Here is an 18,202-nt window from a genome sequence, read left to right as displayed (position 1 = left end):
CGATTCTGTCATCGCGGAACCGTCAAATTCCGTCCGTGGCCCCGCGCCGTGTCGGTGCTCGCGAGCATCGACGAGTGAGGTGCGCGGGGCCTACCCCGCGTACAGTTCTCACATGGGAACACTGGAGTACAACAGCTCGCGCCCCGCGATCGACATCGAAGACGTGACTCTGGCGCACCTCAAGATCGTCATCGGGACGAAGCTGCGCCGCAACGAGAGTTTCATGATGACCTGGCTGCCGAAGCCCGAGGTGCCGTCGGGTCGACTGACCATCTGGGTGCATCCGAGCATCCCGCTGATCCTCGAGTTCGACCAGCCGACGGTCGCGACGATCGACCCGAAGCGCGTGACGCAGATGATGGAGCAGCTGAACTCGCGGGGCGAGCTCGTGCTCGATCAGCTCTGAACAGCGGGCCCACCGTCGGTGAGGTTCAGAGACCGTCGTAGAACCCGCCGAACGGGAAGTCGACGTCGCCGGTGTCGCGCGAGTCGAAGAGGACCGTCGACACGCTGATGGCCACACGGGAGCGCGGGGTGATGAGCACGCTGACCTCGCGGTTGCCGACGACGACGAAGTCGACGAACTTTCCCGGGGTCTTCACCGCCTCCTCGATGCGACGCTTCACGTCGCCGAGATCCTGCACCTGCGCGAGGAGGTAGCTCTCCCCGTCGAGTACGATCTCGGTCTGCATCATGGTCTCTGGTCCTGCCATGCACACCACCCTAAGATCAGGCGCCGGATCTTCCAAAGAGGCGCCAGGACGCGCAGCCGAACGATCACTCGTGTTCCGGAAGGATCGGACTCGACCATCCCGCATCGCGACCGAGCTGGGCCGCGCGGGAGACGGATGCCGCGCCGAAGCGATCACGCAGGGTGTCGAGCACGGTGTCGAGTCGCTGCTCGTCGCCCCAGTCGATCGGCAGCTCGGGCTGCATGTTCTCGGCGCGGTCGAGTTGCGAGAGCGATATGCCGATCAACGTGATGCCCCGCTCGGCGATCTCGGCCTGCGCGGCTCCGAGCAGTGCCTGCGCGACCGTGAGCAGGATCGCGGTGCGGTCGGTCGGCGCGCCGAGCGTGCGCGACCGCGTGGCCTTCGCGAAGTCCCCGAAGCGCAGCCGCAGGACGACAGTGCGGCAGACCCGGTCGCCGTCGCGCAGGCGCCTGGCCAGTCGGTCGATGATCTGGGTGAGGATGAGGCCGAGCTCCTCGCTCGACCGTGGTCGGCTGCCGAGCGCACGCTGCGAGCCGATCGATCCTCGACGCCGGGTCGTGTCGACGGGGCGAGGGTCGCGCAGCCGAGCCAGGGCGTGCAGGTGGGCGCCGACGGCCCTGCCCAGCATCCGCTCGGCCGTCGCTGCCTCGAGCTCTGCCAGCTGACCGACCGTGCGCACGCCGTAGCGGTGCAGCTTCTCGGCTGTCACCGCGCCGACGCCCCACAGCCGTTCAACCGGCAGGGGGAGGAGGAACTCCTCCTCTCGCTCCGGTTCGACCACGAGCAGCCCGTCGGGTTTGCCGACCGCGCTCGCGACCTTGGCGAGGAACTTCGTGCGGGCGACACCCACCGATATCGCGAGTCCGACCTCGGCTCGCACCCGTTCGCGCAGCCGCACCGCGACGTGCTCGGGCGTGCCGACGATGTGCCGAAGACCGCCGACCTCGAGGAAAGCCTCGTCGATCGAGAGGCCCTCGACGAGCGGCGTCGTGTCGCGGAAGATCGCGAACACGTCCTTGCTCGCCGCCGAGTACGCCTCCATGCGCGGCGGTACGACCACGGCGTCCGGACAGAGTTCGAGCGCCTGGCGGCCGCCCATCGCGGTGCGCACCCCGCGCGCCTTGGCCTCATAGCTCGCGGCGAGCACCACCCCGCCGCCCACGATCACCGGCCTGCCGCGCAGCTCGGGCGCATCGCGCTGTTCGACCGAGGCGTAGAACGCATCGAGGTCGGCGTGCAGCACGGTGGCTTCGCCCCGCATCCCGTCCTCCGATCGACGTGCAGATGATCGCACGCACCGGGGACATCAGCTCAGGCGGCGAGGAGTCGAGACGACAGGGCGCGGATCCGCTGGAGCAGCGTGTCGAAGGCGGCGTCGAACGCGGCGGGCGTGCCGATGCGGGCAGGGTCCCGGATCGACCAGTGCAGGTCGTCGCGGATGCGCAGTCGCTCGTGCGCGTCGTCGCAGACTGTGATGACGAGATCGCCGTCGCTGCGTACGTCATCGACATGACGGGGAGGCCGAGCCGGGTCGATCGCGAGACCGTGACGGGCGGCGGCCGCCGCGGCCTCGGGGTTCACGACCGCGGCCGGTCGGGTTCCGGCGGATGCGGCATCGATGCCGCTCACGTCGCGCCAGATGACCTCGGCGAGCTGTGATCGCGCGGAGTTCGCCGTGCAGACGAAGAGCACCCGGCGAGGGGGCGTCACGCTCGTGGGTGCGAGGGTGTCGAAGACCTCGGGGCGCAGGCCGATGTAGCTGCGGCGCTTGTCGAACTCCGAGCGCGTGCGCGAGATGATCCGAGCGGATTCGAGCACACCGAGGTGATGGGCGATCAGGTTAGACCGCAGGTCGAGCGTCGTCCCGATCTCGGACGAGGAGAGGTCTCCGAGAGTGAGGAGGTCGACGATCCGCAGTCGCGTCTGATCGGCGAGGGCCGCGAAGATCCCCGCACGTCGCTCGAGCTCAGTCATCGCCTTCATCACTACCACGCTTCGAAGAATGTGTCCATGGCCATTGACTCAACCATGATTGACCCTACTGTTGTCGTCGCGAGACCGCAGGGGCGGTCTCGGAGAGGAATGGACAACATGGGTATCGGCAGCGGAATCGCGCTCTTCGTCATCGGAGCGATCCTCGTCTTCGCGATCAACATCGACACCGGCGGCTACGTCGATCTCGACCTCATCGGCTACATCCTCATGGGCGCGGGCGTCGTCGTGTTCCTGATCAGCCTCGTTCTCGTGATGCGCAGTCGTCGCACCGAGACCGTGGACCGCACGGCCGTCGACCCGGCCACCGGCGAGCGTGTGACGCGGCGCAGCATCCGCAACAACGACCCGATCGCCTGACCCGGGCGTGATCGACGTCGCCCGATCCACCTCGGCTCTGATCGCGGGCGTCTCGGCGACCGTCGCCTTCGTGGTGCTCCGCACCGTCGTGGCGATGGGCGGACACGAGCCGCTCGCGATCGACGTCTGGTGGCACGACCTCATGGTGTCGCTGACCAGCGACGTCTGGGTCGTCGTGGCCTGGGTGCCCGCCGTCGTCGGCGGCACACTGGGCATGATCGTGATCGGCGCCGCGTTGATCGCGTGGCTGGTGTGGCGCAAACGCAGGTGGGATGCCGCGACGCTGGCGATCGCCATGGTCGCCGTCGTCGCGATCGGCGCCACCATGGCCGCAGTGATCGGACGCACCCGCCCCGAGGACTCGCTCGCCGAGAGTGTGGCGACGTCGTTCCCGTCGGGGCACACCGCCGTGGCGACCACGGTCGTGGTGATCCTCGCCCTGACGTTCCGCCGCTGGCACGTGTGGGCGCTGGGAGCGGTCTGGGTCGTCACGATGATGTGGAGCCGCACGTATCTGCACGCGCACTGGCTGAGCGATGTCGTGGCCGGCCTGCTCGAAGGCATAGCCGTCGCCTGCTTCGTGTGGGTCTGCGTCGATGCCGCCAGGGCTCGGCGCGCCAGCAGATCCGCAGCGGCATCGGCCGGCGGAGAGACGATGGAAAGCAGTGTGACCACATGAACACTCGAGACTCGGCCGCCTCGGCGGCCAACGCCGCGCAGGACTCCACCACCTTCCGAGTTCTCGCTCGGATCGGCTACGTCGTGCTCGGCATCCTGCATCTGCTCATCGGCGGCATCGCGATCTCGATCGCAACAGGCGGGGGCGGAGAGAATGCCGACCAGGGCGGCGCGATGCAGCAGATCCAGCAGTCGCCCGCCGGGGTGTTCCTGCTCTGGCTGATCGTGCTCGGGCTGCTGGCGCTCGCGATCTGGCAGATCGCGGAGGCCGTGATCGAGCGTGACCCCGATTCGAAGAAGAAGTGGGCGCATCGGGTGAAGTTCCTCGGCACCGCCGGGGCGTACCTCGCGATCGGCGCCACCGCCCTCGTGTACGCCCTCGGCGGTCAGTCGCAATCGTCCGAATCGTCGCAGTCCTTCAGCGCCAAGCTCCTGGCGGCGCCCGCAGGCGTCGCGCTGCTGGTGCTCGTGGGCCTGATCGTCGCCGCGATCGGCATCGCCTTCGTCGTGCGCGGCATCACCCGGGCGTTCATGAAGAACCTCTCGGCGCCCCGGGGAGCGGCGCGTTCGGGCATCGTCGCGTTCGGCGTGGCCGGCTACGTCGCCAAGGGCATCGCCGTCGGAGTCGCGGGTGTGCTGTTCGTCATCGCCGCGCTCACGCACGACCCCGAGACGGCGGGCGGCCTCGACTCGGCCCTCCGCACCCTGGCAGGGCTGCCCTTCGGCGCGGTCATCCTCTGGGTCGTCGGTGCGGGGCTCGTGCTCTACGGCCTGTTCTGCTTCGCCCGCGCCCGTTACGCCCGCATGTGATCCTCCGGCCCCGGCTCTGCGCACTATCGAACGACGGGCACCCGGTGCAACCCCGATTCGGATTCCCTCGGATCGGGCGATGATCGACTCATGAAGATCGTCTCGTATGCAGGTCAGCAACTGGTCACCACGGATGACGTGGCGGACTCGCTCGTCAGACTCGCCGCGGCCATCGCCAGCGAGGGTGAGTCGGATGCGGTCGAGATCCCCATCATCCTGAACGGCCGCGACGATTGCGCCGAGCTCGTCGTCGGTGTCGGAAACGATCTCCTGGTCGGTCCGCACGATGATTTCCAGGGGTCCGAGCCGGATTTCAGTGCGCAGGCGCAGAGTCTGCGAGCGCACCGCCTGTACCCCGAGCGGGACGCCGCCGAGGATGCCGACGGTGACGACGGCGATTGGCACCTCGACGTGGATCTGGACCTCGACGGCTCCGGGGTTGCCCGCGCCTGACGCACCCCTCGGTCACACCGGGACGGAGGAGCGTGAGGCGCGCAGGGTGAGGAGCAGGGCGCCGGCCGCGAAAGCAGCAGCCGCGACGGTGACGACGCCGAGCGGAAGGATGCTCAACGAGCCTGCGACGCCGACCAGCGGGGCCGCCACACCACCGAATCCGAAGCGGATCATGCCGAGCAGCGACGATGCCGTCCCTGCGATCTGCGGGTACCCGGCGAGAGCGAGAGTCGTCGCCGGCGGAGAGGAGATCGATACTCCGATCGCCAGGGCGAACAGGGACGCGAGCACCACCCAGAGCGGCATCGGGGAGAGGCCCGCCATCAGCAGCCCTGCGGCGCCGAGCGCGACGATCACAACCCCGACCGTGAGGGTCGCCCGCACATGCCCGTGCTCCGACGCTTTGCCCGCGAGATGGCCGAAGAGCATGAAGCCCGCCGAGTTCGCCCCGAAGGCGAGCGCGTATTCGAGCGGCGAGAGCCCGTAGATGTCCTGCAGCACGAACGTCGCGCCGGACAGATACGCGAACAGCGCGGCATACAGGAAGCCCTGGTTGAGGATCGCGCCGACGAAGACCCGGTCGCTCAGCAGCGTGCGGTAGTCGTGAAGGAGGCGGGTCAGCCCGCCGGTCGTGCGGTGCTCTGCGGGCAGAGTCTCTCCGAACCGCCGCAGCGTCAGCGCCAGGACGCCTGCGCCGATGACCGCCAGGAAGACGAACAGGCCTCGCCAGTCGGCGACGGTGTTGAGCAGACCGCCGAGCAGCGGACCCACGACCGCCGCGAAGCCGCCGACGACCGTCAGGCGGGCGTAGAAGCGGATCAGATGTCGGCCGGTGAAGACGTCGCGACCTGCCGCCTGCGCGATCACTATGCCGACGCCACCGGCGAGGCCCTGCACGAAGCGGGCGGCGATCAGGAGCTCCACCGTCGGGCTCGCTGCGCAGAGCAGCGACATCGCGATGTAAGCGACGATGCCGATGAGCAGGATGCCGCGACGTCCGTGCCTGTCGGACACCGGGCCGGCGATCAGTTGCCCTGCGGCGAGGCCGATGAGACACGCCGTCACGGTGAGCTGCGCCACAGAGGTGGCAGCGCCCAGCTCTGCCGTGAGCGCGGGGAGCGCAGGCAGATAGAGATCCATCGAGATCGGGCCGAACACGGTCAGCAGAAGGAGAAGCGCGGGAAGCGCCTTGCTGGCGGGATACTGGGCGGCGGTCGTCATGCATCCAGCGTCCGCCGGACTGTCAGCCCGGGGGAGTCCCTGGTGAGAGGTGTACTGCGAGAGCCTCCCCTGTGGCTTCTCCGCGGGGTAGCGTCCTCATCATGGACAACAGATCCGAGGTCCGGGAGTTCCTGATGAGCCGGCGCGCTCGCGTCACGCCGGAGGCGGTGGGGCTCGTCGGCGGTGCCAACAGGCGCGTCGAGGGACTGCGACGCAGCGAGGTGGCGGCGCTCGCCCGAGTCAGCGTGGAGTACTACGCGAAGCTTGAGCGCGGCGCGATCGCCGGTGCCTCCGCCGCGGTGCTCGACTCCCTGGCATCCGCTCTCCAGCTCGACGACGCCGAGCGTGCGCATCTGCTCGACCTCGCCCGTGCCGCCGACGGCATCCCCTCCAGCGGCCGCACTCGTCGCCGCACGACGAAGCCCGAGATCACCAGACCCAGCCTGCAGTGGGCGTTGGCCTCGATCACCGATGCCGTCGCGTTCGTGCGAGACCCTCGACAGAACCTCGTCGCGGTGAACGATCTGGGCCGTGCCTTCTATTCACCCGTGATCGGCGAAGCCGGGCGAACGCCGAATCTCGCCCGGTTCCAGTTCCTCGACCCCGCGTCGCATGACTTCTATCCCGACTGGGATCTGTTCGCCGAGATGTGCGTCGCGATCATGCGCGCCGAGGCGGGGCGCGACCCTCACGACAAGGGGCTGCAGGACCTCGTCGGTGAGCTGTCGACGCGCAGCGAGACCTTCCGGCACCTCTGGGCGGCGCACGACGTGCGCATCCACGGCGCGGGGACCAAACGGTTCCAGCATCCCCTCGTCGGCGAGCTGACCCTGGCGTACGAGGAGCTGGCGATCACTGCGGAGCCCGGGAACGTGCTGCTGATCTACTCCGCGGAACCCGGCTCTCCCTCTGCCGAGCGCCTCGCGCTGCTCGCGTCGTGGGTCGCCCATCCGCTCCCCCAGGATGGTTGACCCGGGTCGATAGTTGCACTTTGGCAACCATAAGCGTATAGTTGACACTAATCAACTTTCTACGCAGGAGCTCTTCCACTGTGACCACGCCTTCTTCTTCCTCCATCGCTGAGCCTGTGCGCTCACCGCGCGAGGTCTTCACCGCGATCTCCGGCCTCGTCGTCGGCATGTTCGTCGCCGTGCTCTCGGGCACCGTGGTGTCGACCTCGATGCCCGTCATCATCGCCGACCTCGGCGGCACGCAGTCCCAGTACACCTGGGTCATCACCGCGAGCCTTCTGGCGACCGCCGTCTCGACGCCCATCTGGGGCAAGCTCGCCGACCTCGTCGATCGCAAGATCCTCGTGCAGCTGTCGCTCATCATCTTCACGGTCGGCACCGTGATCGCGGGCTTCTCGACCGACACCAACATGCTCATCGCCGTCCGTGTCATCCAGGGCATCGGCGTCGGCGGTCTGATGTCGCTCGTGATGATCGCCGTCGCCCTCATCATCTCGCCGCGCGAGCGCGGCAAGTACATGGGCGTCGTCGGCGGCATCATGGCCCTCGGCACCATCGGCGGCCCGCTGCTCGGCGGACTCCTGACCGACGTCTGGGGCTGGCGCTCCAACTTCTTCGTCGGCGTGCCGTTCGCGATCCTCGCCATCGTGCTGCTGCAGTTCACCCTGCACCTGCCCAAGCCGCAGCGTGACACCAAGGTGTCGATCGACTACTTCGGCATCGTGCTCCTCGCCGTCGGCGTCTCGACTCTGCTGATCTGGGTCTCGATGGGCGGCAGCCAGTTCGACTGGGATTCCTCGACGAGCATCATGCTCGCCGTCATCGCGGGTGTCGCGATCGCCGCCTTCATCACCGTCGAGTTCTTCGTCAAGGAACCGATCGTGCCGATGTCGCTGTTCCGCAACAGCACCTTCACTCTGTCGGTCATCGCCTCGATCGCGATCGGCGTCTCGATGTTCGCGACCTCGGTGTTCCTCGCGCAGTACTTCCAGCTCGCCCGCGGTGCCACACCCACCGAGTCGGGACTCATGACGATCCCGATGATCATCGGCCAGATGGGTGCGTCGATCATCATCGGCCAGCTCGTCAGCCGGTTCGGCAAGTGGAAGGGCTGGATGCTCACGGGCTCCGTGCTGACCACGGTCGGCGTCTCGCTCATGGCCACGCTTCGCTACGACACCCCGTTCCCGCTGGTGGCGGCCTACATGTTCGTCCTCGGTGCGGGCCTCGGCATGGTCATGCAGAACCTCACCCTCATCGTGCAGAACGACACGGCTCCGCAGCAGCTGGGCGCGGCCTCGTCGAACGTCAACTTCTTCCGCACGATCGCCGGCACCATCGGCGTCACGGTGATGGGGGCGACGCTGTCGACAAGCGTCGCGAACTACATCACCGACGCGCTCGACGGATTCACGCCGACCACTCCCGAAGAGGTCGACGCTCTGCAGCACCTCGCGTCGGGTGACGTGCCGAAGGTCACGCAGCTGCCCGACACGATCCGCGCGATCGTCGAGGGGGCCTACGGCCACGGCATCGCCGACGCCTTCATCATCGCCATCCCGCTGGCGGTGATCGCCATCATCGCGATCGCGTTCATCCGCAACAAGCCGCTGTCGACCAAGAACGCCGCCGAGCAGCTGCGCGAGCAGGCCGAGGAGTCGGTTCTCGAGGTCTCCGAGGCAGAGGTCGGTGCGACGATGTCGACCGGCACCATCCGGATCTCGGGCGTCGGGTCCGCGTCGTCGAACACGAACACGAACTCGGTGACGGTGCTCGATCGCGAGGACCGGGACTCGAGGCGCTGACGATGCTCCCCTCAGACGCGGTGGCGACGTCTCCCGACGTCGACACCGCGCTCAGCGATCTCCAGACCCACCTCAGCCTCATCTTCGCGAGGACCAGGACGCTCTGGAAGGAATCGGCGGCGCGGATCGACCCCGAGCTGCAGGTTGGCGGCTACAAGCTGCTCACCTTCATCGAGCGGGCCGAGACGGCCAATGCGCACGAGCTCGCCGAACGATTCGAGATGGACAAGTCGGTCATCAGCCGCCAGGTGCGGATGCTTGAGGAGTTGGGTCTGATCGAGTCGAGGCCCGACGTGCGCGACGGGCGGCTCCGGGTGCTGACGGCGACGCCGTCGGCCTGCGCCGCACTCGCTGAACTGCGCCGTGATCACGCCTCGCGACTGCGAACGGTCGTGGCCGAGCTCACCCCCGACGAGATCCACGTCGCCTCGAAGGTGTTCCGGCTTCTCGCCGAGGTGTGATCGCCGTACCGCCGATCACCCCGCGTGTCATCGCGGCTTGTCGAGCGCGATATTCTGTGGTTCAGTCGAAGTCTGGGCTGCGCGATTCGGCGTACCAAGACCGGACGGGACGGTGCTTCGGTGAACTGGATCGCCTCCAATCTCGGACTGATCTTCGATCTCACGATCAATCATGTCCGCCTGGCGATCATCCCGATCGTCCTCGGCTTCATGATCGCGGTGCCCCTGGGCTGGGTGGCCAGTCGCAATCGCGTCGCCAGGACCTTCATCATCACGACGGGCAGCCTGCTCTACACGATCCCGTCCCTGCCGCTCTTCGTCATCCTGCCGGTGATCCTCGGCACCCGGATCCTCGATGACACGAACCTGGTCGTGGCGCTCACGATATACGCGGTCGCGATCATGCTGCGCTCGGCGACAGACGCCTTCGGATCGGTCGATCGGGCGATCATCGAGTCGGCGAAGGCCATCGGGTTCTCACGGGGCGGACGGTTCTGGCGCGTCGAGTTCCCTCTCGCGGGCCCTGTACTCATCGCCGGCCTCCGCGTCGTCTCGGTGTCGACCATCGCCCTCGTCTCGGTGGGCGTGATCATCGGCTCGGAGAACCTCGGCTACCTCTTCCAGAACGGCAAGCAACGGGGCATCCTCGAGGAGGTCGTCGTCGGGATCGTCATGAGCCTGCTCATCGCTCTCGTCTTCGACCTGATCCTGGTGGCGATCGGGCGCCTCCTGATGCCGTGGAGCCGCGCCGCCGGTGTGCGCACCCGGCGCGGCGACGCCACTGACACCGCCACCGGTACCGATGCCGACACCGGTGCCGCCGCCGAGAATGCCGGCAGCGGCGGAGTGCTTCCGCCTCCGGGGACGGTGGCCCGATGAACTTCTTCCTCGACGCCATCGCCTGGATCTTCGACCCGGCCAACTGGGTGCCCGGCTCGCAGAGCCCGCTGCCCATCGGCGACCGACTCGTCGAGCACCTCCTGTACTCGGGCGTCTCGCTCGTCATCGCGATGCTCATCGCCCTGCCGCTCGGCTTCTACATCGGGCACACCGGCCGCGGTCGGCAGTTCGTCATCGGCTTCACCGGCGGCATGCGCGCGCTCCCGACGCTCGGGCTCCTGTTCTTCCTCACCATGGTGCTGCGCTCAGGGCTCAGCACCACCCCGGCCGTTCTCGTCGGCTCCGTCATCGCCTTCGTCCTGCTGGCGATACCGTCGCTCCTCGCCGGTGCCTATGCGGGGCTCGAGAGCGTCGGTCGCGAGCCGATCGATGCGGCGCGCTCCATCGGCATGACGGAGATGCAGATCCTCCGCAAGGTCGAGATCCCGCTCGGACTGCCGGTGATCATCGGTGGAATCCGCTCGGCCACACTGCAGGTCATCGCGACGGTGACGATCGCCTCGTACGTCGGACTCGGCGGCCTCGGGCGCATCATCTCCTCCGGCATCGGCCTCAACGACTACACCGTGATCCTCGGCGGGGCGCTCCTGGTGACCGTCCTCGCGCTGACCGTCGACGGCGTCTTCGCGCTCCTCCAGCGACTCACCCGTACTCGGGGACAGGCGATGCGTCCTCTCCGCAGCGCGCAGCGAAACAGATCGGATGCCGCCGTGGCGCCGATCCTCGACGAAAGGACCCCCGCATGACCTCTCGAGCCCGTACCACCCGGCTGACCGCCGGCCTGCTCGCCGTCGGCACGGCCGTCGCACTCGCCGGCTGCGCGACCGCCGACCCGACGTCGTCCGGCGGCGACGCCGCCGACGGCGACGCCATCATCGTGGGGTCCTTCGCGTTCCCCGAGAGCGAGATCCTCGGCGAGATCTACGCGCAGGCGCTCGAGGCCGAAGGCTTCGACGTGTCGACCAAGTTCAACATCGGTCCGCGGCAGCAGACGATCCCCGCCCTGCAGGACGGATCGATCAACCTCATCCCCGAGTACAACGGCAACCTGCTGGCCTACTACGACACGGCCTACGAGGAGCGCACGACCGAGGACGTCGACGCCGCGCTGCCGGATGCCGTGGGCGCGGACGACCTTCAGGTGCTCGACTCGGCTGAGGCCGAGGACAAGGACGCCTACGTGGTCACGAAGAAGACCGCCGAGGACAACGACCTCACGGCCATCGGCGACCTGAAGGCGCTGGAGCCGTTCTCGCTGGCCTCGAACCCGCAGTTCGGCGAGTTGGGGTACGGCATCCCGGGCCTGCGCGACGTCTACGGCGTGGGCGTGGACGCAGGACAGGTCACGTTCGTCCCATACGAGGACTTCGGCGGCCCCGACACGGTGCAGGCGCTCGTCGACGGCACGGTGCAGGTCGCGGACATCTACACGACCTCGCCGGCGATCAAGGCCGAGGACCTCGTCGTCCTCGAGGACCCCGAGAACATGATCTCGGCGCAGAACGTCATCCCGCTGCTCTCGAAGGACATCTACACCGACAAGCTCGCAGAGGTGCTCAACGCGATCTCGGCGAAGCTCACCACCGATGACCTGATCGATCTGCGCGAACGGGTCGAGGGCGACGAGAAGGCGTCGGCTGCGACCGCAGCGGAAGAGTGGCTCACCGCCGCAGGCCTGCTCGACAAGTGATCGTGGCTGCGGATCGCGCATCCGCGATCTGAGGGGCGAAGCCCCGCTGTCGCACCGGCAGCCGGGCTTCGCCGTATCATGGCGAGCATGAGTGCCTCTTCCGACGAACACGCCGGACCCGACGCACCCGACGCCTCCGACCAGAACGCCGCGTCTGACGGCGACCTCGACATCGACGAGGCGGTGTCCCGGGTCGAGCACGAGCTGGGGCGGCTCTTCGCCCGCATCCGCGTGAGCTGGCGTGAGGCGGCGCAGACCGTGCACCCTGATCTGCAGCCCCTCGGCTACCAGGTGCTGACGTCGATCGCGACGGGCAAGGCGACCTCGGCCGGAGCGATCATCGAGCGGCTGCAGACCGACAAGACCGCCGTGAGCAGGCAGGTGCGACAGCTCGAACAGCTGGGTCTCGTCGAGAGCGTGCGCGACCCCGACGATCGTCGAGCGCGCGTTCTCGTCGCCACCGAGCTCGCGCAGGAGAGGGTCACGGCCGCGCGCTCACGCTACGAGGCCAGACTCGCCGAGCGTCTCGGCCGCTGGTCGCAGGCAGACCTCGATCGCTTCGCCGAGATGCTCTCGGAGCTCGGCGGCGGAGCATCCGACCGGGCGGACGGCAAGACCCCGGCATCCTGATCGGGGAATACGCGACGAGCGGTGCGCCTTACCCCTCACTGTGAGTCTTTACGAGCCCGCCGCCTTCGGCGCCCTTCCGCTGTCCAACCGCGTCGTCATGGCGCCCCTCACCCGCACGCGCGCCGACGACGCGGGCGTGCCGACCGAGACGATGGTGGAGTACTACCGTCAGCGCGCGGGACAGGGCCTCATCATCACCGAGGGCACGTGGCCCGCGGCCGAGGGCAAGTCGTACTCCGGGCAGCCGGGCATCGTGACGCCCGCGCAGATCGAGGGATGGCGTCGCATCGCCGACGCCGTTCACGAAGAGGGCGGCACGATCGTGATGCAGCTCATGCACGGCGGTCGCGTCTCGCACCCGGCGATCTCCGGAGAGCCCCGCGTGGTGGCGCCCAGTGCGCTCGCGGCTCCCGGTCAGACCCACACGCCCGAGGGCAAGGCCGACATGCCGGTCGCGCACGCCCTGACGCTCGACGAGATCCCCGTGGTCGTCGAGCAGTTCGTGCAGGCCGCGCGCAATGCGATCGCCGCCGGTCTCGATGGCGTCGAGGTGCACGGCGCCAACGGCTACCTCGTGCAGGAGTTCCTCTCGCCGGTGTCGAACGTCCGCGACGATCAGTACGGAGGGTCGCCCGAGAACCGTGCGCGCTTCGCGATCGAGGTCACGACCGCCGTCGCCGAGGCGGTCGGCGGCGACCGCACGAGCATCCGCCTGTCGCCGCAGCACAACATCCAGGGTGTCCTCGAAGAGGACGACGACGACGCGCTCGCCACCTACCTCGCCGTCGCCGAAGGGCTCCGCCCGCTCGGACTCGCCTTCGTCGACATCCTGAACGCCGCGCCGACGAGCGAGCTCGTGCAGCGCATCCGTCGCATGCTGGGCGCGCCCCTGATCATCAACTCCGGTTTCGGCGTCGCCACGAGCCGGGAAGAGGCCGAGGGCCTCGTCGCAGACGGATGGGCGGATGCCGTCGCCGCCGGCCGCCCCGTGATCGCCAACCCCGACCTGGTCGAGCGCTGGCGTCAGGATGCCGAGCTCAACGAGCCGCGGCCCGCGCTGTTCTACGGCCGCACCGCCGAGGGCTACACCGACTACCCCTCGCTCGAGACGGTGCGCGCCGGCGCCTGAGCGGAGCATTCGGATCGGCGGGTGGGGGCTTCGGCCGCCACCCGCCGTCCGTTGAAGAACGTTCTTGAGAAGTAGCTTCCCGGGAATATAATTCTCGGATGACGGTTACAGATCGTATGGACTTCTTCGACGCACTCGTCCGCTACGAGACCGACCTCTGGAACGCCGCAGAGCGCGAGATCCAGCGTGAGACGGGCATGGGGCTCGGAACGCTGCAGGCTCTGCGGGTGATCGCGCGCCACACGCCCGTGGCTCGGGTGAATGAGCTGAGCCGCGATCTCGGCATCACGATCGGAGCGGCGAGCAAGTTCGTCGACAGGCTCGAACGTGACGGGCTCGCCGCACGTGCGCCGCATCCGGATGACAGGCGCTCATCGCTCGTCACCCTCACCCAGACCGGGGAGGGGGCGAGGCGCGAGGGGGAGGGCGCTCTCGACCGTTCTCTGGAGCGACTGTTCGGCGGCGTCGACCTCACTGCGGCGACGACACTCCTCACTCGACTCCAGGCACGACTCGGCACGCTCTCAGAGGGGAACGAGTCGTGAGCGGCACCATGCGAGCGGTGGTCGTCGAGCATCCCGGTGGGCCGGAGGTGCTCGAGATCCGTGAGGTCGCCGTGCCGACGCCGGCGAACGGCGAGGTGCTGATCAGGGTGAAGGCGTTCGGGTTGAACCGATCCGAGCTGCACTTCCGCGGCGGGGCCGCGTACAGCGGAAGCTTCCCGCGCATCCCCGGCATCGAAGCGACCGGAGTCGTGGCAGAAGCCCCGGGAGGCGAGTTGGCTCCCGGAACGCAGGTCATGACGATGATGGGCGGCATGGGGCGGGAGTTCGACGGCGGCTACGCCGAGTACGTCCTGGTGCCGGCCGCGCAGGTGATCCCGTTCCGCAGCGAACTGCCGTGGCAGCAGCTCGGAGCGGTTCCCGAGATGCTGCAGACGGCGAACGGCTCGCTCGAGGTCGGTCTGCAGGCGCAGCCCGGACAATCGGTGCTGATCCGCGGCGGCACGTCGTCGGTCGGCCTTGCTGCAGCTGTGCTCGCGAAGCTGCGCGGACTCACGGTCATTGCTACCACCCGCCGCGAACAGGCTCGCCCGCTGCTCGAATCCATCGCCGTCGATCACATCGTCATCGACGACGGCGAGGTGGCCTCCCGGGTCCGAGAGCTGATGCCCGGCGGCGTCGACGGTGCGATCGAGCTCGTCGGTGTGAACGTCATGCGGGACACCCTCCGGTCGGTGCGCACCGGGGGCACCGTGTGCTTCACCGGAATGCTGTCGGACGACTGGACCATCCCGGAGTTCTATCCGATGGACTGGCTGCCCAACGGCGTGCGGCTCACGGCGTACTCGGGTGAGGCCGCCGACCTCGATGCGCAGGTGCTGCAGGACTACCTGGATGCGGTGGCCGCAGGAGCCGCCCGGATTCCGATGGGTCGCGTCTACGCGATGGATGAGATCGTGCAGGCGCACCGTGACATGGAGGCGGGTGTCGTCGGAGGAAAGGGCGTGGTGGTGACATGATCGGCTCGCTCGAGATCGCTCAGGCCCGCGTGCTCGCGGCCCACGCTGCCGAGCGATCCGCGCAGATGGCACTGGACGCGGATGCGAGGCGCGACGAGACTGAAGCCAGCGTCGCAGGAGACGCCACACGAGAAGAGGAGATGTCATGACCTACCGAGTCGGCTACTTCATCGGAAGTCTCTCGTCCACCTCGATCAATCGCGTCCTCGCGACGGCGCTGATCGGTCTGGCGCCGGACGACCTGGAGTTCTTCGAGATCCCCATCCGCGACCTCCCGCTCTACAGCCAGGACTACGACGAGGACTACCCGCCGGTCGCTGTGGCGCTGAAGGAAGCCATCGACTCGGCGGATGCGGTGCTGTTCGTCACCCCGGAGTACAACCGATCGATCCCGGGCGGACTCAAGAACGCGATCGACTGGGCATCGCGTCCGTGGGGGCAGAACTCCTTCGACCACATCCCCGCGGCGGTGATCGGCGCGTCCGTCGGCGCGATCGGCACGGCGGTCGCGCAGCAGAGCCTGCGCGGTGTGCTCAGCTTCTGCAATGCCCGACAGATGACGGCTCCCGAAGCGTACATCCAGTTCTCGACCGACACCTTCGACGACGACGGCACAGTGAAGAATGCGGGTACCGCGACATTCCTGCGCGACTACATGGCAGAGTTCCGCGATCACATCGAACGTGTCCTGACGGTCCTGCCGCGCTCGACCGACAACTGAGTCATTCGAGAGCCCCGTCCGGCCGCGAACCTGAGCGACCCGGCAGGCACGGGCGCGTAGCCTGAACCTCATGACGCTCACGAAAGCCCGCACCGCCGCCGAGGTCGTCGATTGGCGACGTCGCGTGTTCGCTCTCTACGATGCCGTCCGTCAGGCGGAATCGCCGGAGGAGGCGCATGAGCTCTGGCGAATCGAGCGCGACGACCTGATGCTGCACCATCCGGCGACTCCGCTGCTGCCGGGAGACAGAGCCATGTTCGAGGGGCTGCCCATCGCCTCGTACGATCCGCAATGGCGTTTCGAGCTGCCCATTCTGCCCGCCGAACCGGGCGGCTTCGACTTCGCGACCGGAACCGATGGAGTCGTCCCGTTCGAGCGCGTCGGCAAGGTCGAGATCCCCGACACCGGGTCGCTCGACATCTGGCGTCTGACGACCTACGGCGGGGGACTCTTCATCCCGGTGCGCGACGCCCTCGCCGGCCGCCCCGGCGGCACCTACGGCGGTGGTCGCTACTTGATCGACACGATCAAGGGTGCGGACCTCGGTTCCGATGCCGAGCGCGGCACGATCGTGCTCGACTTCAACTTCGCCTACAACCCGTCGTGCGCCTACGACCCGGCGTGGGCCTGCCCTCTGGCACAGCCGGGCAACGTGCTGCAGGTCGCAGTGCCGGTGGGGGAGACGTATTCGGGCGGGCCGGCCTGATCGACCTCAGCGTCGGACGGCGCGCGCCCGCGTCTTCGCGACGCTGCTGAGGGTCGCGCGCACGGGCGTGCCGAGGTAGAGGCCGAGCGACGCTCCGGAGGCGAGACCGATGCCGATCACCACGGCATCCACGAGTGATCCGCCGATCCCGACGACGCCGGCGGTGGAACCCGCGGAGTGGATCATCTCGAGGAGCCCCTGGAACACGGCGACGCCGGGCACCAGCGGCACGATCGCGGCGGTCGTCACCGCGACCGACGGCACGTGGAGGTTCACCGCGATCAGCATGCCGATGAAGCTCGCGAGCAGTGCGCCGATCGCGCTCGCCGCGGCGGGATGCAGGTTCAGGCCGACCATGAACGAGTAGCCGGCGATCGTGACGGCGCTGAGCAGCGCGCTCACGAGGATGATCCGGATGCCGGCGCCGTTGAACACCGCGACGGCGACCGCGATGATGATCGCCCCCGCGAACTGGTTGAGCAGCGGACCGAAGGGGGCGGGGTCATCGGGCAGCCCCATCGTGAATCCGAGCACGCTGCCGAGCTCGAGCCCGACGAGGATGCCGATCACGACCCCGAGCGTCTGCATCGTCAGATCGAGGATGCGACCGCCCGCTGTGAGCGCGAAGCCGTCGATCGCATCCTGGGCAGCGCCGACCACTGTGAGGCCGGCGAGCATGAGCACGATGCCCGAAGCGACGATGATCGACGGGCGGATGCCGACGAAGGGCTCGATCCCGGCCGAGCCGAGTGCTGTCACCGCGACGGCGACGACCGTGGTGACGAAGCCTCCGGCGATCTGGCTGAAGAACAGGGGCACCCGGGCCCTGGCTAGACCGGCCTGGGTCAGAGCCGCGCAGAGTGCCGCGACGAAGGTGAGGCCGACGATGATCGGCGAGGCGCCGAGCATGATGCTGACGCCGACCGCGAGCAGCGCACGGGCGACGATGACGACCGGCTGCTGATACCGGAAGGGCACACGTCGGAGCACGCGGAACGCGGTGCGGGCCGACTCGAGGTCGAGCCCGTCATCGATGTCGGCGACGAGGGCCTGCACGCGCTGCAGCTTGGCGTGGTCGGGAGCCGCGACGCGGACGACTCGCACGAGGGTCTCGGGCCAGACCTCTCCACTCAGGTGGAACGAGACGGTGATCGAGTTGTAGGTGACGTCGACCTGGACGTCGCGCATCCCGTATGCCGAGCACACGCGCGTGATGGCGAGCGTGACCTCGTGCGCGGAGGCGCCGACCGCGAACATCGATTCGCCGATGCGGGTCGCGAGGTCGAGCACTCGCGGCACCGTGCGCTCGTCGATGACGGGCATGGCCTCGGTGTGAGCGACGGTCGAGGGGTCGGTGTGCAGGATCCTGCGCACCGAGGCGAGCAGTCGCCGCTGGGGATTCGGGGACATCTCCCCATTCTCCCCGAGTCCGGCGTGCGC

The 18,202-nt window shown here is 68.3% G+C and carries 23 protein-coding genes; 18 read left to right on the top strand and 5 right to left on the bottom strand.

What is annotated here, in order from left to right; genetic code table 11:
* Positions 1–112 precede the first annotated feature (112 nt).
* Positions 113–406 (top strand): hypothetical protein, encoded by a 294-nt coding sequence (locus ASF63_RS13100; protein ID WP_056514600.1) that lies wholly within the window; start codon positions 113–115, stop codon positions 404–406.
* Between the two features lie 25 nt (positions 407–431).
* On the opposite strand, the gene ASF63_RS13095 is transcribed toward ASF63_RS13100, so the two are convergent.
* The 3 genes from ASF63_RS13095 to ASF63_RS13085 all read right to left on the bottom strand — a co-directional run bounded on the left by ASF63_RS13095 (position 432) and on the right by ASF63_RS13085 (position 2,696).
* The gene (locus ASF63_RS13095; RefSeq protein ID WP_056514597.1) at positions 432–713 is read right to left on the bottom strand and encodes a hypothetical protein; all 282 of its coding nucleotides are present in this window, start codon (positions 711–713) and stop codon (positions 432–434) included.
* Between the two features lie 64 nt (positions 714–777).
* Positions 778–1,974 (bottom strand): DNA polymerase IV, encoded by a 1,197-nt coding sequence (gene dinB, locus ASF63_RS13090; RefSeq protein ID WP_056514594.1) that lies wholly within the window; start codon positions 1,972–1,974, stop codon positions 778–780.
* A 50-nt stretch (positions 1,975–2,024) separates the two neighbouring features.
* On the bottom strand, positions 2,025–2,696 hold the full coding sequence (locus ASF63_RS13085; RefSeq protein ID WP_157534330.1) for an ArsR family transcriptional regulator: 672 nt from the start codon (positions 2,694–2,696) through the stop codon (positions 2,025–2,027).
* Positions 2,697–2,804: 108 nt separating this feature from the next.
* Here ASF63_RS13085 and ASF63_RS13080 point away from each other — a divergent pair, with 108 nt between their 5' ends.
* From ASF63_RS13080 to ASF63_RS13065, 4 genes are all read left to right on the top strand, one after another.
* On the top strand, positions 2,805–3,065 hold the full coding sequence (locus ASF63_RS13080; RefSeq protein WP_056514962.1) for a DUF6458 family protein: 261 nt from the start codon (positions 2,805–2,807) through the stop codon (positions 3,063–3,065).
* Between the two features lie 7 nt (positions 3,066–3,072).
* The gene (locus ASF63_RS13075; RefSeq protein ID WP_056514591.1) at positions 3,073–3,744 is read left to right on the top strand and encodes a phosphatase PAP2 family protein; all 672 of its coding nucleotides are present in this window, start codon (positions 3,073–3,075) and stop codon (positions 3,742–3,744) included.
* Complete coding sequence (locus ASF63_RS13070) at positions 3,741–4,553, top strand: DUF1206 domain-containing protein (protein ID WP_056514588.1); 813 nt, start codon at positions 3,741–3,743, stop codon at positions 4,551–4,553. The genes ASF63_RS13075 and ASF63_RS13070 overlap by 4 nt, the downstream gene beginning before the upstream one ends.
* A gap of 90 nt (positions 4,554–4,643) precedes the next feature.
* Positions 4,644–5,006 (top strand): hypothetical protein, encoded by a 363-nt coding sequence (locus ASF63_RS13065; RefSeq protein WP_056514587.1) that lies wholly within the window; start codon positions 4,644–4,646, stop codon positions 5,004–5,006.
* A gap of 12 nt (positions 5,007–5,018) precedes the next feature.
* On the opposite strand, the gene ASF63_RS13060 is transcribed toward ASF63_RS13065, so the two are convergent.
* The gene (locus ASF63_RS13060; RefSeq protein ID WP_056514583.1) at positions 5,019–6,227 is read right to left on the bottom strand and encodes a multidrug effflux MFS transporter; all 1,209 of its coding nucleotides are present in this window, start codon (positions 6,225–6,227) and stop codon (positions 5,019–5,021) included.
* Positions 6,228–6,328: 101 nt separating this feature from the next.
* On the opposite strand from ASF63_RS13060, the gene ASF63_RS13055 reads away from it, so the two are divergent.
* The 13 genes from ASF63_RS13055 (at position 6,329) to ASF63_RS13000 (ending at position 16,762) form a co-directional block, all read left to right on the top strand.
* Complete coding sequence (locus ASF63_RS13055) at positions 6,329–7,198, top strand: helix-turn-helix transcriptional regulator (protein WP_056514580.1); 870 nt, start codon at positions 6,329–6,331, stop codon at positions 7,196–7,198.
* A gap of 80 nt (positions 7,199–7,278) precedes the next feature.
* Entirely contained in the window at positions 7,279–9,003 is a 1,725-nt protein-coding gene (locus tag ASF63_RS13050) for an MDR family MFS transporter (RefSeq protein ID WP_056514578.1), read from the top strand.
* A gap of 2 nt (positions 9,004–9,005) precedes the next feature.
* A complete protein-coding gene (locus tag ASF63_RS13045; protein ID WP_056514575.1) occupies positions 9,006–9,464 on the top strand; it encodes a MarR family winged helix-turn-helix transcriptional regulator in 459 nt (152 codons plus the stop codon).
* A 120-nt stretch (positions 9,465–9,584) separates the two neighbouring features.
* Complete coding sequence (locus ASF63_RS13040; RefSeq protein WP_082478121.1) at positions 9,585–10,343, top strand: ABC transporter permease; 759 nt, start codon at positions 9,585–9,587, stop codon at positions 10,341–10,343.
* Positions 10,340–11,110 (top strand): ABC transporter permease, encoded by a 771-nt coding sequence (locus ASF63_RS13035; protein WP_056514571.1) that lies wholly within the window; start codon positions 10,340–10,342, stop codon positions 11,108–11,110. The genes ASF63_RS13040 and ASF63_RS13035 overlap by 4 nt, the downstream gene beginning before the upstream one ends.
* Positions 11,107–12,054, top strand: coding sequence for an ABC transporter substrate-binding protein (locus tag ASF63_RS13030; protein ID WP_056514569.1), 948 nt, complete (start codon positions 11,107–11,109; stop codon positions 12,052–12,054). The genes ASF63_RS13035 and ASF63_RS13030 overlap by 4 nt, the downstream gene beginning before the upstream one ends.
* Positions 12,055–12,141: 87 nt before the next feature.
* Positions 12,142–12,684 carry a MarR family winged helix-turn-helix transcriptional regulator gene (locus tag ASF63_RS13025; protein ID WP_056514960.1) on the top strand — a complete coding sequence of 181 codons (543 nt, stop codon included), beginning with the start codon at positions 12,142–12,144 and terminating at the stop codon, positions 12,682–12,684.
* Positions 12,685–12,724: 40 nt separating this feature from the next.
* Entirely contained in the window at positions 12,725–13,813 is a 1,089-nt protein-coding gene (locus ASF63_RS13020) for an alkene reductase (protein WP_056514566.1), read from the top strand.
* 98 nt (positions 13,814–13,911) lie between these two features.
* Positions 13,912–14,358 (top strand): MarR family winged helix-turn-helix transcriptional regulator, encoded by a 447-nt coding sequence (locus ASF63_RS13015; protein ID WP_082478119.1) that lies wholly within the window; start codon positions 13,912–13,914, stop codon positions 14,356–14,358.
* Positions 14,355–15,335: an alcohol dehydrogenase catalytic domain-containing protein gene (locus ASF63_RS13010; RefSeq protein ID WP_056514559.1), complete on the top strand. Its 981-nt coding sequence runs from the start codon at positions 14,355–14,357 to the stop codon at positions 15,333–15,335. Before ASF63_RS13015 ends, ASF63_RS13010 begins: the two co-directional genes overlap by 4 nt.
* Complete coding sequence (locus tag ASF63_RS19075) at positions 15,332–15,484, top strand: hypothetical protein (protein ID WP_157534329.1); 153 nt, start codon at positions 15,332–15,334, stop codon at positions 15,482–15,484. Before ASF63_RS13010 ends, ASF63_RS19075 begins: the two co-directional genes overlap by 4 nt.
* Positions 15,481–16,056 (top strand): NADPH-dependent FMN reductase, encoded by a 576-nt coding sequence (locus ASF63_RS13005; RefSeq protein WP_056514556.1) that lies wholly within the window; start codon positions 15,481–15,483, stop codon positions 16,054–16,056. Before ASF63_RS19075 ends, ASF63_RS13005 begins: the two co-directional genes overlap by 4 nt.
* 70 nt (positions 16,057–16,126) lie before the next feature.
* Entirely contained in the window at positions 16,127–16,762 is a 636-nt protein-coding gene (locus tag ASF63_RS13000; protein WP_056514553.1) for a DUF1684 domain-containing protein, read from the top strand.
* 6 nt (positions 16,763–16,768) lie between these two features.
* Here the strand turns inward: ASF63_RS13000 and ASF63_RS12995 are convergent, their stop codons facing one another.
* The gene (locus tag ASF63_RS12995; protein ID WP_056514550.1) at positions 16,769–18,172 is read right to left on the bottom strand and encodes a threonine/serine ThrE exporter family protein; all 1,404 of its coding nucleotides are present in this window, start codon (positions 18,170–18,172) and stop codon (positions 16,769–16,771) included.
* Positions 18,173–18,202: the final 30 nt, after the last annotated feature.

The organism is Microbacterium sp. Leaf320 (assembly GCF_001423485.1).
GTDB lineage: Bacteria > Actinomycetota > Actinomycetes > Actinomycetales > Microbacteriaceae > Microbacterium.
Note: the sequence above shows the minus strand (reverse complement) of the source record. Positions and strands in the feature narration are given on the sequence as shown.

Bases quoted from the DNA above. Each gene is read 5' to 3' on its own strand.
- ASF63_RS13015 (WP_082478119.1), top strand. From the start codon at position 13,912: ATGACGGTTACAGATCGTATGGACTTCTTCGACGCACTCGTCCGCTAC.
- ASF63_RS13005 (WP_056514556.1), top strand. From the start codon at position 15,481: ATGACCTACCGAGTCGGCTACTTCATCGGAAGTCTCTCGTCCACCTCG.
- ASF63_RS13080 (WP_056514962.1), top strand. From the start codon at position 2,805: ATGGGTATCGGCAGCGGAATCGCGCTCTTCGTCATCGGAGCGATCCTC.
- ASF63_RS13100 (WP_056514600.1), top strand. From the start codon at position 113: ATGGGAACACTGGAGTACAACAGCTCGCGCCCCGCGATCGACATCGAA.
- ASF63_RS13025 (WP_056514960.1), top strand. From the start codon at position 12,142: ATGAGTGCCTCTTCCGACGAACACGCCGGACCCGACGCACCCGACGCC.
- ASF63_RS19075 (WP_157534329.1), top strand. From the start codon at position 15,332: ATGATCGGCTCGCTCGAGATCGCTCAGGCCCGCGTGCTCGCGGCCCAC.
- ASF63_RS13030 (WP_056514569.1), top strand. From the start codon at position 11,107: ATGACCTCTCGAGCCCGTACCACCCGGCTGACCGCCGGCCTGCTCGCC.
- ASF63_RS13070 (WP_056514588.1), top strand. From the start codon at position 3,741: ATGAACACTCGAGACTCGGCCGCCTCGGCGGCCAACGCCGCGCAGGAC.
- ASF63_RS12995 (WP_056514550.1), bottom strand. From the start codon at position 18,172: ATGTCCCCGAATCCCCAGCGGCGACTGCTCGCCTCGGTGCGCAGGATC.
- ASF63_RS13000 (WP_056514553.1), top strand. From the start codon at position 16,127: ATGACGCTCACGAAAGCCCGCACCGCCGCCGAGGTCGTCGATTGGCGA.
- ASF63_RS13065 (WP_056514587.1), top strand. From the start codon at position 4,644: ATGAAGATCGTCTCGTATGCAGGTCAGCAACTGGTCACCACGGATGAC.
- ASF63_RS13035 (WP_056514571.1), top strand. From the start codon at position 10,340: ATGAACTTCTTCCTCGACGCCATCGCCTGGATCTTCGACCCGGCCAAC.
- ASF63_RS13045 (WP_056514575.1), top strand. From the start codon at position 9,006: ATGCTCCCCTCAGACGCGGTGGCGACGTCTCCCGACGTCGACACCGCG.
- ASF63_RS13055 (WP_056514580.1), top strand. From the start codon at position 6,329: ATGGACAACAGATCCGAGGTCCGGGAGTTCCTGATGAGCCGGCGCGCT.
- ASF63_RS13085 (WP_157534330.1), bottom strand. From the start codon at position 2,696: ATGAAGGCGATGACTGAGCTCGAGCGACGTGCGGGGATCTTCGCGGCC.
- dinB (WP_056514594.1), bottom strand. From the start codon at position 1,974: ATGCGGGGCGAAGCCACCGTGCTGCACGCCGACCTCGATGCGTTCTAC.
- ASF63_RS13095 (WP_056514597.1), bottom strand. From the start codon at position 713: ATGGCAGGACCAGAGACCATGATGCAGACCGAGATCGTACTCGACGGG.
- ASF63_RS13060 (WP_056514583.1), bottom strand. From the start codon at position 6,227: ATGACGACCGCCGCCCAGTATCCCGCCAGCAAGGCGCTTCCCGCGCTT.